General features: G+C 75.1%; 11 protein-coding genes. 3 read left to right on the forward strand and 8 right to left on the reverse strand.

What is annotated here, in order from left to right:
* Nucleotides 1-84 precede the first annotated feature (84 nt).
* Entirely contained in the window at nt 85-1059 is a 975-nt protein-coding gene (locus tag LV78_RS30875) for an SGNH/GDSL hydrolase family protein (protein ID WP_253849544.1), read from the forward strand.
* Here the strand turns inward: LV78_RS30875 and LV78_RS30880 are convergent.
* From LV78_RS30880 to LV78_RS30910, 7 genes are all read right to left on the reverse strand, one after another.
* Nucleotides 1056-2609 carry a thiopeptide-type bacteriocin biosynthesis protein gene (locus LV78_RS30880; protein WP_253849545.1) on the reverse strand — a complete coding sequence of 518 codons (1554 nt, stop codon included), beginning with the start codon at nt 2607-2609 and terminating at the stop codon, nt 1056-1058. The genes LV78_RS30875 and LV78_RS30880 overlap by 4 nt on opposite strands.
* Nucleotides 2606-3709: a hypothetical protein gene (locus tag LV78_RS30885; protein WP_253849546.1), complete on the reverse strand. Its 1104-nt coding sequence runs from the start codon at nt 3707-3709 to the stop codon at nt 2606-2608. Before LV78_RS30885 ends, LV78_RS30880 begins: the two co-directional genes overlap by 4 nt.
* Nucleotides 3706-5478 (reverse strand): TOMM precursor leader peptide-binding protein, encoded by a 1773-nt coding sequence (locus tag LV78_RS30890; RefSeq protein WP_253849547.1) that lies wholly within the window; start codon nt 5476-5478, stop codon nt 3706-3708. Before LV78_RS30890 ends, LV78_RS30885 begins: the two co-directional genes overlap by 4 nt.
* Nucleotides 5475-7034 carry a hypothetical protein gene (locus LV78_RS30895; RefSeq protein WP_253849548.1) on the reverse strand — a complete coding sequence of 520 codons (1560 nt, stop codon included), beginning with the start codon at nt 7032-7034 and terminating at the stop codon, nt 5475-5477. Before LV78_RS30895 ends, LV78_RS30890 begins: the two co-directional genes overlap by 4 nt.
* On the reverse strand, nt 7031-8119 hold the full coding sequence (locus LV78_RS30900; protein ID WP_253849549.1) for a lantibiotic dehydratase C-terminal domain-containing protein: 1089 nt from the start codon (nt 8117-8119) through the stop codon (nt 7031-7033). The genes LV78_RS30895 and LV78_RS30900 overlap by 4 nt, the downstream gene beginning before the upstream one ends.
* On the reverse strand, nt 8116-10620 hold the full coding sequence (locus tag LV78_RS41155) for a lantibiotic dehydratase (RefSeq protein ID WP_301307658.1): 2505 nt from the start codon (nt 10618-10620) through the stop codon (nt 8116-8118). The genes LV78_RS30900 and LV78_RS41155 overlap by 4 nt, the downstream gene beginning before the upstream one ends.
* Before the next feature lie 69 nt (nt 10621-10689).
* Complete coding sequence (locus tag LV78_RS30910) at nt 10690-10854, reverse strand: thiazolylpeptide-type bacteriocin (RefSeq protein WP_253849550.1); 165 nt, start codon at nt 10852-10854, stop codon at nt 10690-10692.
* A gap of 260 nt (nt 10855-11114) precedes the next feature.
* Between LV78_RS30910 and LV78_RS30915 the strand changes: the two genes are divergently transcribed.
* Both LV78_RS30915 and LV78_RS30920 read left to right on the forward strand, forming a co-directional pair.
* A complete protein-coding gene (locus LV78_RS30915; protein ID WP_253849551.1) occupies nt 11115-11924 on the forward strand; it encodes an AfsR/SARP family transcriptional regulator in 810 nt (269 codons plus the stop codon).
* A gap of 51 nt (nt 11925-11975) precedes the next feature.
* The gene (locus LV78_RS30920) at nt 11976-12431 is read left to right on the forward strand and encodes a VOC family protein (RefSeq protein ID WP_253849552.1); all 456 of its coding nucleotides are present in this window, start codon (nt 11976-11978) and stop codon (nt 12429-12431) included.
* A 326-nt stretch (nt 12432-12757) separates the two neighbouring features.
* On the opposite strand, the gene LV78_RS30925 is transcribed toward LV78_RS30920, so the two are convergent.
* Nucleotides 12758-13921: an MFS transporter gene (locus LV78_RS30925; RefSeq protein ID WP_253849553.1), complete on the reverse strand. Its 1164-nt coding sequence runs from the start codon at nt 13919-13921 to the stop codon at nt 12758-12760.
* Nucleotides 13922-13928: the final 7 nt, after the last annotated feature.

A 13928-nucleotide genomic window follows, 5' to 3' on the forward strand; every position in this document is an offset into this window, starting at 1 on the left:
GGTGCATCGCGCGCCGATACGTTCCGGACCCGGTGGGAGTCCGAGCGCCCGGACGGGCGCGCTCCCGCGCAACCGGGAGGAACCGTGGCGCACGCCGCCGTCAGGACGCTCGTGCTCGGCTCGGTGGTCGCGCTGCTCACCGGGGTCGCCGCCCCGGCGGCCTCCGCGGCCTCGGCCACCCCGCCCCAGCAGGTCGTGAAGTGGGTCGCGCTGGGCGACTCCTACACCGCCGGGGTCATCCAGGCCGCCGGGGAGCTGGTCGACGCGCCGCCGGACGGCTGCGCCCGCACCACCGACTCCTACCCGGAGCAGGTCCGCCGCCACCTGGGGCCGCTGGTGGAGCTGCGCAACGCCAGCTGCGGCGCGGCCACGATCGCGAACGTGCACCGGGAGGCGCAGCAGCTCGTGCTGGGCAGGCCGATGCCGCCGGACGGGCTCGACCCGGACGGCCCGTTCGCCCCGGTGCCCCCGCAGATCGAGGCGCTGTCCCCGGACACCGACCTGGTCACCGTCGGTGCGGGCGGCAACACGCTCGGGTTCGCCGAGATCCTGTTCCGCTGCGTCGAGCTGGGTAAGCGCGCCTGGGTGTGGACCTCGCCCTGCGCCGCCGAGTTCGGCGACGGGCTGGACGAGCGGCTGGCCACCGTGCGCGCCGACTACGACGAGATGCTGACCGCGATCCACGCCGCCGCCCCGGACGCGGAGGTGCTCACCGTCGGCTACCCGCGCGTGCTGCCCGACAGCGGCTGGTCCTGCCTGTTCAACAACCTCCTCCAGTTCGGCTCGATCACCCCCGGCGACCTGACCTGGGCGCGCACCGAGGTGCTCGAACCGCTCAACGAGGTGCTGCGCGAGGTGACCGAGGAGCACGGCGACACCCTCGTCGACCCGTACGCGGTGGGCCAGGGGCACAGCGCGTGCGACTCCGACCGGTGGGTCGACGGCATCCTCAGCAGCCTCGTCCCGACCCGGTTCGCGCTCGTGCACCCCAACGCGCGCGGCCACGCCGCCACGGCCGCCCTGATCGAGGACCGCGTCCTCTTCCACGCCCGCCGCTAGGCCCCCGCCAGCGGGACCAGGTAGGACAGCACGTCGTCGACCCCGTCCAGGCACAGCACGTCGTGCGCGACGTCGTCGTGGAACCCGCCGAACAGCCCCAGCCGCACCCCGCAGGCCGCCGCCACCAGCGCCAGGTTCTGCGCCAGGTGCCCGGTCTCCACCAGCGCCAACCGCAGCGCCCGCGTCCCGTACGCCCGCCGCAGCGCGCCCACCCGCGCGTACAGGCCCAGCACGGCCGGGACCCCCGCCGGGTCGACCCGGTCCTCGCCCTCGCCGAACCACATCGACGCGGCGAGCACGTCCGACTCCGGTGGCGGCCCGGCCACCCGCACCAGCACCCGCCGCACCTCGTCCACGTCGTACAACCCCGGCTCCACCCCGTCCACCCGCCAGGCCAGCAGCCGCAACCGGGCGCTGTGCCGACCGCCCGCGCTCGGGTGCGGCCTGCGGCCGTCGGGCAGCGCCCCGTGCGCGGTCCACAGCAGCGTGGCCAACCGCGCCGCGTCCAGCCCGCCCGCCAGCTCCGCGCCGCGCACCGTGCGGCGGTCGGCCAGCGCCTCGACCAGGGACGTCGACGGCGGCGCCGGGTCGGGCAGCCGCACCTGGCGCTGCCACGGCAGCGGGGTGAACGGCGTGCGCGGCTCGGGGCGGGGGCCCTGGTCCGGCTCGCCCGCGTGGTACCTGCTGGCCACCAGGTACCCGCGATCGGCCGCGCCGCCGTGGATCGGCTCGGGCGGCGCGGGGGACTCGGCGGTCAGCGCGACCAACCGGCACACCACCCGTTCCTCCTCCGGTGGCACGCCGAGCCGGTTGAGCAGCATGTGCAGCTGCGAGGCCCACACGTGCGCGGGCAGTCCGGCCTCGCGCACGTGGTCCGCCCAGTACGCGATCGCGCCCGTCGCGTTCGCGTCCAACTCCTCCCAGCGCGCGGCCAGCTGCGGGCCTCGGGCGGTGTGCAGGGACCTGGCCACCGCGTGCGAGGCCACCCCCGGCGGGGCGACCGGCTCGTCCGCCCGCCGCCACCCGGACGCCAGCGACCGCAGCCACGACGCCGCCCCCGCCCGGTCGAGGCCCACCGCGCTCGCGGTCGCCATCACCAGCTCGACGGCGGCGGTGAACCGGGCGCCGCGCGTGCGGGTCGCGCGCAGCACGGCCACCGCCACCTCGGTGCTGCGGCAGAACACCTCCTCGGCGATCGGGAGCAGCTCGGGACCGCCGTAGCGCGCCACCTCCGGCTCGTACCGCACCTCCCGGACCTCGCCGTGCTGCCACTCCGGGTCGTCGGCTGGCGTCGGGGCGGCGGTGGGTGTCGGGGTGGCGGCAGGCTTCGGGTCGTCGGCGGGTGTCGGGTGCTCGACCCCGGCCACGAGCGCGCGCAGCTTCTCCGGCAGGTCCGCGTCGCGCGCCCGCACCCGCAGGTGCGGGCCGCCCTCGCCGTACCGCACGAAGAACCACTCGCCCGTCATCGCCGGGGCGAGCACGTCGGCGATGAACGCGTCCACGTGCTCCACCGCCCACGACAGCCGCACGTGCGCACCGGTCCACGTCATCGGGCCTCCAGCGGGCTCAGGTCGTAGGTGAACCCGGACCCGCGCGGGCGGCCCACCACGAGCAGGTACAGCAGGCAGTGCGCGGCGGGCGCGCCGACCAGGGCCTCCAGCGCGCCGTCGTCCGCGCTGCGCGCCGGTCGGCAGAACGCGCCGGTCCCGGCCGCCGCCTCGCACACGTGCTGCGCGGTCGCGCCCGCCGCGCGCAGCAGCGCGCGGTAGCCGTCCGGGCCGCGCGCGGCCACGGCGGCGGACGGGTCACCGGTGGTGACCAGGGCCAGGTTCGCGGACGCCACGTCGATCACGGCGGGCGGGTGCCCGAACACCGGGGCCAGCGAGGGCACGGCCGCGCCGGGGGAGATCAGGCGCAGGCCGTCGTCCACCGCGTACCAGCCGTCCGCGCGGCCCTCGGCGTCGCGCACGGCCAAGCGGTGCCGCAGCTGCCCCGGCGACCGCGCGACCGCGCGCGCCACCGCGTCCAGCACGGCGGCGGGGAGCGGCCTCGGGTCGGCGGCGATGCCGCGCGGGCCGACGCCGGAGCTGCGCGCGGGCGGCGGCGCGGCGGGCTCGCCGGTCTCCCGGTGCGAGGACACCCGCACCACCGCGCCGTCCGCGTGCGCGCGCAGCCCCAGCCGTCCGGCGTGCTCGACCAGCGCCGCCGCGACGTGCCCCACCTCCAGCTCGGTCAGCACGTCGCCGAACTCCCGGTAACCGGCGGAGAGCCGGTCGCGGCGGCGCACCAGGTCGACCTCCACCGCGTCGCCGAGCGCGGGCGCCCCCGTCCCGACCAGCTCGCGCCGCACCGCGTCCAGCACCCACCGGCCGCCCGCCACCAGCACCAGGTCGACGGTGTGCGCGGCCCGCGCTGAGGGGTGGAGGCGGTGGTCGTTGTACTGGTTCCACGGCTCCCAGCGCAGCGGGGTCGCCACCGCCGTCAGCAGGTGCGCCAGCGCCGCCCCGAACCGGCCGTGCGCGGCCAGCGCGCGCAGCGGGGCGCGCGGACCGGGTGGTGGCGCGGTGGCGGGGGACGGGCCCGGTTCGACCACCCGGCCGGGGCCGTGCGCGTGCGCCTCGGCGAGCGCCGCCCGCTCGGCCCCGGTCACGGGAACGGGTGGGGCAGCGGGGGACCGGACAGGCGCAGGCGCGGGAGGCCGGTGGTGCGCCGGTTCAGCTCGCCGAACGTCATCGGCGCCGATCCCGGCACGATCACCTTCGCGGAGAACAGCCCCAGCCGCTCGCGCACCACCGGGTCGCTCTGGTCCACCGCGATCACCTCCAAGCCGAGCGCCTCCCAGCGGCGCACCCAGTGCTCCAGCAGCGCGTCCAGGTCGCCGGTCGGCACGTCCGGGACCGCCAGGTCGCGCTCCGGTCCCGGAACCAGGAAAGCGTGCCGCCCCAACGCTTCCGGCAGGCCGTTGACGTTGACGTGGTCGTCCATCGTGCGCACCAGCCGGGGGTCGCGCAGCATCCGCCGCAGCCGCTCCGGGTCGTAGTCGCCGGGGTCGGTCCGGTACCGCTTGGCCCCGGCCTCCACGTCCATCACCACCTCGGCCGCCGCCGCGCGCACCGCCGCGTCCGGGTCGAGGCCCGCGCCCGCCGCGTAGAACGCGCAGGGCAGGTTCGGTTGGTCCGGCTGGCCTGGCTGGTCCGGCAGGTCCGGCAGGCCTGGCTGGTCCGGCCGGTCCACCGCGCGGCGGGCCAGTGACAGCACCGACGGCACGCCGAGGTCGTTCGTGGCGTCGTACAGCTCCAGCCGGTAGCCCAGCTGCTCCAGGCGGTCCGCGACGTGCGCGGTCAGCTCGTCGTCCGAGCGCAGCGACGGCAGCGGGGTGCGGCCGTACCAGGCGGTCAGGAACGCGTCCCGCTCGGCGACCTCGAACAGGCCGTGCAGCACCGCCTCGGTGAGGCTGTTGCCGGTGCCGCACCCGTTCGAGGTCTCGTCGACGAACCTCGGGCCGGTCGACGGGCCCCAGTAGGCGACGTGCTCGGGCACCGCGATCGGCCTGGCGCGGGTGTAGGACCAGCCGTGCACCCAGCGGGTGCGCGTGTCCGGGTGGTACGGGGTGATGTGCGGCGAGGGCAGGTCGGGCAGGCCGAGGCGGGTGGGGTCGAGCGCGCGGTCCGGGCCCAGCTCGGCGAACGAGGCCTCCAGGGTGGTGGTGACCCGGCGGGGGCGCAGGCCCGCGTGCCGCTCCACCGCCTCGCACAGCGCCACCCGCTCGGCGTGCGCGTAGTCGCCGGTGCGGCCGAAACCGGCCTGCCCACCGACCAGTTCGGCGCTCACCGCCGCCACGGCCAGGTCGCCGATCCGGTGCAGGCCGCCTACCGGGCCGTGCCGCAGGTCGAGCAGCTCGCGGCGGAGGGAGTCGTTCGCGGTCAACGGGTTCGCGCCGCGCAGCGAGCCTGGGTCGACGGGGATCGGCGCGCGGACGACGGTCGCGGTGTGCGGCGAGTCCTCGGGGAGCGGGCCGCAGGTGGGGCAGCCGCCTGGTCTCGGGCGCACCCGGTGCTCGCTGACCGTGCCGAGGTCGGTGCGCAGGGCCAGGACGCGGTCGCGGTGGGCGGCTGGGTTGGCTAGGACGCGGTCCAGCAGTGCGGTGATGGCCGGGCGCAGGGCAGGGGACGCCAGGCCGCCCAGGCGCAGGGCCGGGTTCGCGCGCGGGGTTGACGGGCCGAGCGCGGCCAGGTGGGCGTCCTCGGCGCAGGGCAGGCACACCCCGCCTCGGTCCAGGACCGGGCCGATCAGCACCAGCGCGCCGTCGAAGCGCACCGGCAGCACGGGGTCGTCCGCGTTGAGCCGGTCGAGGTCGTGGAGCTGGTATCCGGTCAGCTCGATGACTTTGACGACCTCGACGATTTCCACGGCGCTCACCGGAAGGCCGCCAGACCGGCCGCGGTCAGGACCGGGCCCAGGGGGATCGGGGTGACCTCGCCGGTGAGCGCGCGCAGTGAGGTCTGGAGGGTCTCCTCGGTGTCGCGCAGGCCGTGGGGCCAGTGCCAGTCGCGGTTGCTCCACGGGGCTGCTGCCGCGGCGGGCTCGGGGAGCGGTGCGGCTCCGCACAGCAGCGTTGGAGTGGGGTCGCCTTGCGCGCCAAGGGCTTGCTCGGCTTGGGCGCGTCCGGCTGCGGCCAGGGCGGCGAACGCGACCGCGTCGGCGGCTTCCGCCTCCACGGCCCAGGAGAGCTCCGCGCCAGCGGAGCGCACGACCGCTCGGACCACGCCTGGGGCCAGCCGGGTCACCTCGACCTCGGCGGGCAGCGCGAACCTGAGCACCACGGCCTTCCACCAGCGCCTCGCGGTCGGGTCGGTCGACCAGTCGGGCTCGTCCACCGGCTCGCCGGGCAGGGTGCGCGCTGCGGTGCGCAGGGCCAAGCCCTTGGCGTGCAGTGGATCCGCGCCGAGCAGCACGCCGGGTGGGGCGAGTCGGGACGCGGAGCGGAGCAGGGCGTCGAGCCTGGCGGCGTGCTCGGTGACGCCGAGGCCGATGTGGTCGCCGGAGGCGGCGAGCTTGACCGGGAGCTGCGGCAGCGCGCCGGGGAGCGGGGTGGGGACGGGGCCGAGTTCCGCGTCTCCCAGCACTTCCAGGGGTGAACCGCCTGGGTTGTGGGGGCGGGCCGTGGACAGCCAGGGGTGGTAGTCGGCGCGCAGCGGGTCGAGGCGGGCGACCAGCACGGCTTGGTGCGGGGGGCCTGAGGGCGGTACGTCGTACCACATGTCGACCACCTCGGTGGACGGGTCGGGCAGCCCGGCCAGCGCGCACACCAGGCGGTGCGCGGCGGCGGACGCGACCAGCGCGGCCAGCACTTCCGGCGGTTCACCCGGCGCGCCCGCGAGGCGTTCGGCGACGGCTGTCGCGTCGGCCAGCACGGCGGCGGTGGGGCCGGGGGCGACCGCGAAGCCGACGTCGGCCGCGCACCCGGCGGCGATCGCGTGTTGGCCCGCCACGAGCAGCAGGCCGGGGCCTGGGCGTGGTGGGGCGACGTCCAGACCGGTGGCGGTGAGCGCTCGGTGCGCGGCGGCGGCGAGCGCGCCTTCGCCGACGACCTCGGCGCGGGTGGCGCGGAGGCGTCGCCAGGAGTCCAGGGGGTTGGTGGCGACCGACTCCAGCCAGCTCGCGATGTCGGGTGGGGGGTGGTCGGCGCCGCCCCGGCCCCAGCCTGCGGGCACTTCCACCAGCAGGTCGTGCTCGTGCAGTTGGCCGATCAGCAGTTCCAGCGCGCGGGCCACCACCGGGGAAGCGTTTTTGGGCGCGGCCAGCTGTTCCGGCGGAACGCCGTCGGCCAGCGGGGCGGCCAGGCGCTCCCAGATCGTCCACAGGCCGCGACCGCCGTCGAGCGTGAAGCTGGAGCGCCAGCCGCGCACGTGCAGGCCGTTGTCGGTGGGCGTCGCGTGCACGATCGGCCGCAACCGCAGCAGGACCTCGTTCACCGGGCCGCCTTCGCCATCCGTGCGACCTGCTCGTCCCACGCCACCCCGGTCACCCGCTGCACCGCCCGCACCAGCAGGCTCGCGGCCAGGTACCGCTCGACCGGGGTCACGTCGCACACCGCCAGCAGCCGGTAGAGCGCGTTGGTCCCGTTCCGGTAGACGGTCACCGGGCGCAGGTAGTCGGGGTGGTCGAAGTCGACCTCGATCAGTCGTCGGTGGTACTCGCCCGGCGCGTCCAGGTGGTCCCGGTGCCACCGCCGCAGCGCGTCGGGCTCACCCAGCTCCAGCGCGCGCTCCCCGAGCAGGTCGGTGGGGCCGGTGGGGAGTTCGCCCCGGTCGAAAGCGGCTTCGCCGAGTTCGCGGGTCGCGTCCGACCAGCGCGCCCAGACCGTCCCTAGCGAGCCGTCCAGCACCGAGCGCACGGTTTCCTCGGCGGCGTCCGCGTTGCGCTCCCAGAGCGCGTCGAACCGCGTTCGCAGCGCACCGTTGGGGTCGCTGTGCGCCAGGAAGCCCTCCAGGTGGGACAGGAACGAGTGGTAGCCGTTGGCGATCCCGGCCGGGAAGCGGCTGGCGTGCGCGGCCATCGCGATCAGCGCGAGCTGGGCGCGGCCCTGGCTCGTGCGGTCGGTGGACACCGCGTCGGTGATCGCCGGGACGCCCAGGCGCAGGCAGCGGGTGCGCAGCTCCACCAGCTCGGTCGAACCGGTCAGGCGCAGTATTGAGGTCAGGTCGGTTGGTTCGACCAGCACGGTGTTGTCCGGGTGGATCGGCTCGTAGGGTGGGGGGATAAGTTCGGCGATCCCGCTCTGCCGCGACCGTTCGAGGAGTTCGGCGTCGGTTGTGTCCACTGTGGATGGATGGTCGGTCAGGTGCGCCCGCAACCGGTCGGCGACCAGGGTCGCGGATTGGTTGATCGTCTCCGGGGGACCGTCCAGGCGCACCCGCACGTGCGGCCCGCCCAACCAGTGCCGCTCCAGGTGCCCGACCGCGCCCGCGTCGGTGGCCGCCGCGAGCGCGGGCAGCACGGCGGTGCGGAGCAGGGGCGCCTTGACCGGGTCGCGGTAGTGGCAGACGACGTCGATCACGAGTTCCTCCAGTAGGTTTCCGCGACCAGTTCGACCACTCGGCCGTCCGGTGCGGCGGTTCCCGGCACGGGCAGCGCCTCGGTCAGCCGCACCCCGTTCGGGAAACCTGCCAGCAGGCGCGGCAGGCAGCGCAGGTGCAGCGGGTCGCCGAGGTCGGCGTACTGCGGCTTGCGCGCCGTGAGCGCGTGCCGGTACGCCTCGGCGGAGTCGGGGGCGGCGTCCGGGCCGACGAACACGTGCTCGGGCAGGCCGTGCCTGGCGCGCAGCAGGGCGACGTCCAGCGCGGCCTGTGCCTCGGTGCGGATCGTGGGTGGGGTGGGGAAGCTCCAGGACCGGCGGGCCAGCACGGTGTTGCGGTGCGTCAGCGGGCCGAGTGAGGTGACGCCGTTCTTTGTCGCGCGCGAGCGCAGGGCGTCGAGGTCGATCCAGCCGCAGGACAGGTCCGAGTACAGCGGCGCCTGGCGGTCCGGGAGCGCGATCGGGACCATGAAACCCAGGTACAGCACGTCGAGCGGCTGACCGGCGCGGGTCACCCGGACCTCGTCGGTGACCGGGTCGTGCCGCACGTCCAGGTCGTCGGCGGGCAGGTCGGCCCAGCGGGCGTCCTCGCCTACCTCGCGCGCGCCTACCAGGGGGTGCAGGTTCGGGTTGAAGCCGCGCACGGGGCGGAACTGCACCGGGTCGTCGGTGTGTCGGAGGACCTGGGCGGTGACGGCCTCGCGTGCGCCGGGTAGTAGGGGGAGGAAGCGGCTGGTGAACTTGCCGAACCCGGAGTAGATCCGGTTGACCACCAGGCGGCCGTCGCCGGTGGGCTGGGCGAAGAAGCTGTAGGAGCCGGGACGGCGGGTGGTCCACGCGGGCAGGAGTTCGGCGGCCCGGTCGAGGGTGGCGTCGGTGATTGCTCCATTGTGGACTGTGGAGGTCAGTTCCTCGCGCACGGCGAGGAGTTCGAGCGCGGCGGGGTCGGTGAGGGTGGTGGGGGTGGTGGCGCAGGCGGAGGTGCTGTCCTGCCAGGCCTGGGTGATCGGGCCCGCGCTGTCGGCCAGGGAGGCGGCGCCGCCCTCACCGAAGCGCTCGGTGAAGCGGGATCGGATCAGGCGGCGGAGCAGGACGTGCTGGTCGAAGGCGATGAGCAGCGGGGTGAGCAGGGTCAGCTCGGGGAACGCGCCGAGTGGGGTGGTGGTCGGTTCGGGGAGGACGACGTCCTCGACCAGTGGGGGGATGTCGGACAGGTCGGCGCCTACTGCGGCGCCCAGGTCTTGCCAGGCCTCGGACAGCTCGGTGAGGACGGCTGATCTTGCGGGCGCTGGGGTGTGGGCGAAGGCTGCGGTGGTGGTGGCGATGGCGGTCAGCTTGGTGGCGAGGGTGGTTGTTTTGGTGGAGGGGGTGGGGGTGTTCGTGGTGGTGGGGAGGGTGTCGGGCGCGGAGGTGGTCAGCCAGGTCGCCAGCGCGGTCAGGGGGTCCGGGGTCTGCGGGTGCACCGGGGGGATCGGGGTGAGGAGGCCCATGTCCTTTGCCCGTGCGACGAAACCTCGTGCCGAGGCCGCCGAGTCTTTGGGTAGGCGGGCTGCCAGTGCTGATTCCACGTCGGGCAGGGTGAGGCCTGTCGGGCTGGCGTCGCGCACCAGCGCGATCACGAACCGCAGTGGGCCGGTGGCGGCTACGTCCACTTCCTCCTCGCGGGTGATGTCCGCGCGGCCCGTGCCCTTCACCGGGGTGTCGCGGCGGAACAGCACGCGGTCGCCGCGCAGGCGCAGGCCCGCCGCTAGGCGGTGCGGTAGGAGGGGGCCCAGCGCGTCGGTGAACCTGGTCACCAGCAGGCGGTGCGCGGCCGGGTGGGACACCGGGGTTTGGGGTGGTGAGGGGTGGGGCGGTGGGACCGCCCGGTCGTCCCACGTCGACCAGCCCACGTGGGTGTACCAGGACAGGGGGCTGGTCTTCGCGGTGGCGCGCAGGGCGTAGCGCAGGAGGGTCGGTTCCGCCTTGCGCGCCTTGCGGTCCGGGGTGCCCGAGGCGCGTGCGGTGCGGTCGAGGCCGTGCAGCAGGTCGGGGCCGGTGAGGGTGCTGGCCAGGCGGAGCGCGTCCGCCGCGCAGACCTCCGCCAGCCATGACCTGGAGGTCGCGAGCGCGTCCGGCCAGGCGGCCAGGGTCGCGGCCTCTGCTGTGGCGCGGGCTTCGTGCGCCGCCAGCCACTTCGCCAGCAGGGGGATCCGTTCTGGTAGGTCGCCCAGGGGGCGGGCGGGGTGCGGCGGGCGGTCGTTGTGCACGTCGCGGCGCAGTGGGAGCACGACCGCGCGGTGGAAGTCGGCGGGGTGGTGCGCGGCGCTGTCGTGCAGGGCGTCGGCCAGGTTCGGGGCCAGTGCGGCGAGGTCGGACTGTGCGGCGACCAGCGCGGCGAGCGCGGTGCGGAAGTCGGAGCGGGTGGGGCGGGGGTGGGGCAGCGCGGCCACCCGGACCAGCGCGTACGGCGCGAGTTCGGTGCTGGTGCCGTCGCCTGTCATCGGGTGCTCCTGGATCGGTCGCTGGTGGGGCCGGGGACGTTCGTTCGGGGTGTCCCCGGCCCCGTTCGGTCAGCCCTGCGGTAACTCCGGCTGCTGGCAGCAGCAGCACGAGGTGCTGCTGCACGAGCAGGCCGCCGTGGACGCGCCGGTCTCCGGCAGGGCGACCGCGTCGCGCATCGCCGTGACGGCCAGGTCGCCCAGGTCGAGCTCGGATTCGTCGAAGGTCAGGTCCATCGCCAAGTCCTCTCCGTGATCGTGCTGCGGTTCCCCGAATCGGGATCGGCGCAGGTCAGCGCGCGCCTGCCCGAGTGGCGGGGCTCGGGCCGCACGCTCCCACGTCGCGGTATACGTCGGGTATGCGCCGGGATTGACCTCCCCTATGGGCGCGTGCGGGAGCGACCCGAGGCTCCGGGTAGGACATAACTGAGGGTGAGCGGGTGAGTGGGTGAGCAGGGCGTCGGGGCGTCGGGACCAGGGGCGGTGGAGGAGCGGGGATGGTGGTCCGTGCGGGGGTGCGCGCGCAGCTGGGTGTGGCGATCCGGCTGTTCGGCGGGCCCGAGCTGAGCGGTCCCGAGGTGCGCGGGGTGGTGCCCCTCGGGGTGAAGGCGCGCACGCTGCTCGTGGTGCTGGCGCTAGAGGCGGGGGTGGCGGTGTCGACCGGGCGGTTGCTCGACGCGCTGTGGGAGCAGGAACCGCCGCGCAGCGCGGGGAAGAACCTCCAGCTGTACGCGAGCAGGTTGCGTCGGTGCCTTGACTCGGTGGGGGGCGGGGGCGGTAGCGGTGGTGGCGGTGGGCTGGCGCGGTTGTTGGTGCACGTCGGGCACGGGTATCGGTTGGACGTGCGGCCCGAGTCGGTGGACGCGCTGCGCGCGGCCGAGCGGGCGCGTGGTGGGGTGGCGGCGTTGCGGGGTGGGGACGCTGCGGTGGCCGAGGTGGAGCTGGGGGCTGCGTTGGCGGGGTGGCCGGTGGACGGGCTGGTGGGGTTGGTGCCGTCTGAGCCGGTGGTGGCGGTGGCGGGGTTGTGGCGGGAGCGCAGGTTGGCTGTGGTGGAGCACTTGGCGGCGGCGAAGGTGGAGTTGGGGGCGTGGGAGGAGGCGGCCGATTTGCTGGCCGCGCAGGTGGCGGCCAACCCCACTCGGGAGTCTGCGCACGCCGCGTTGATGCGGGTGCTGGTGCTGCGGGGGGATCGGGTGGGGGCGGTGGAGGTGTACCGGCGGTTGGGGCGGGCGTTGGAGGCGGAGTTGGGGGTTGGGCCGGGGGCTGAGGCTCGGGAGGTGTTCGAGGCGGCGTTGGGGCGGGGGTGAGGTGGGGGTGAGGTGGGGGAGGATGTCGGGCCTGTGCGGGAGGGTGTGGTCGTGGAGACGACCTTGCAGGTGACGATCGACTGCGCCGATCCCCGGCGGTTGGTGGCGTTCTGGGCCGAGGCGTTGGGGTACGTGCCCGAGCCGCCGCCGGGTGGGCACGCGACGTGGTGTGAGTACTGGGTGGCTATGGGGGTGCCGGAGGAGGAGTTCTTTGACGGTGCCGGGGAGGAGTCGGAGTCGGTCGTCGACCCGGCTGGGGTGGGGCCGAGGGTGTGGTTCCAGCAGGTGTCTGAGGTGAAGGCGGGGAAGAACCGGGTGCACCTGGATTTGAAGGTGGGGGGTGGGCGTGAGGTGCCGTTGGCGGTGCGGGTCGAGCGGGTGACGGCGAAGGTGGCGGGGCTGGTCGCTGCGGGGGCGAGTGTGCTGCGGGTGATGGACGAGCCTGGGATGGGGCACTACGGGGTGGTGCTCCAGGACCCGGAGGGCAACGAGTTCTGCGTGGTGTGAGCTTCGGGGCGCCGGTTTTGCGGGGGTGCGGTTCAGGACGTCGCCTCGCCGGCGGGGCAGGCCTCCAAAAACGAGAGGGACGAGCCCTGCCGGCTGGTGGTTGTTCCGGGGGTGGTGCGGTTGTACCCCTGCGGTGGTCCGGGTCCCTCGTCTCCGTTTGGCCTCCTTTCAGGCAAGCACACTCGTCAAGACGCCGTTTGACCAGGCAGTCTGCCGCGCGGTGCGGCGGCGTCTTGACACCTGCGCTCGGGCTTCGCCAGGCCACACGGAGACGAGGGACGCGGGAGTGGGGCTGCTTGGGCTCGCTGCGCTCGCCCCGCAGCCCGCTAGTGCGGTGAGGTGTGCGGGCCGCGTGCCACCAGGAGTGCGATTACCGCTAGTGCTAGTGCCAGGCCCAGTAGGCCGAAGCCTAGGGTGCTCGCCGTTGCGATCGCGCCCACCAGCAGCGGGCCGCCCGCGTCGCCCAGTTCGCGGCCTACCTCGGCCGCGCCCATGGTCTGGCCTACCCGTTCCTGCGGGGTGTGCGCGGCCAGGTGGGCGAAGCCGATCGGTGTTGCCAGGCCGGTGCCCGTGCCGATTGTCAGCGCGGCTGCCAGCAGGCCGGGCACGCCGGGGAGTGCTGCGGCTGCCACTGCGCCCGTTGCGGCCAGCAGCAGGCCGCCTGCCATGCCTGCCGTGTCGCCGATCCGGCCCGCGTCGCGCCATCGGCCTGCCAGGGGTTGTACTAGTGCTGCCGTGGCCGCCAGCAGGGAGACCACGGCGCCGGTCGCCAGTGGGCCCAGGGGTGCGCCCGCCACTGGGAGGAAGCCGACGCCGACCGCCAGGACCGCCGTCGCGCCCGCCAAGGTCGCGGTGGGGCGCAGGAATGAGGCGGAGCCCAGGCGGCGGGCCAGGTCCAGCACGGTTTGCCTGGTCCTGGGGAGTGGGGGGACGGTGGGTACTGCCGCTAGCGACCACGTGGCCACGGCCAGTGCCAGGGTGGCCAGCACGCCGAACAGGAGCGGGTGGCCGCCCAGGTGGATCAGGACGCCGCCCAGCAGTGGGCCCAGCGTGTAGCCGAGACCCTTCCAGGCGCCGTAGCCGCCGAAGACTCGGCCGTGGGTGGTTTGTGGGGAGAGTCTGGCCACCAGGGTGCTCGCGGCCGGGGAGAACGCTGCGGCTGCGGCGCCTTGGGCGAGTCTGGCCAGGCCGACCAGGGCGGGGTTGCCCGCCAGCACGAACGCGGCCGAGGCCGTGGCGAACGCCAGGAGGCCGGCTAGTAGGACGGGGCGCGGGCCGATTCGGTCGGTGAGGGCGCCGAAGACCGGCTTGAGGACCACCTCGGCGCCGTCGTAGACGGCCAGCAGCAAGCCCAGTGCGAGCAGGGACGCGGCGTCGCCGGTGTAGTCGCCGAGGCTCGCGGCGATGCTGTGCGCGCCGAAGGCGGTGACGAAGCCCGCCGCGTAGAGGGGGAGCAGGCGGGCTCGGGGGGAGTCGTGGGAGTCGGGCACGGTGGCG

The organism is Actinosynnema pretiosum (assembly GCF_024171695.1).
Classification (GTDB): domain Bacteria; phylum Actinomycetota; class Actinomycetes; order Mycobacteriales; family Pseudonocardiaceae; genus Actinosynnema; species Actinosynnema pretiosum.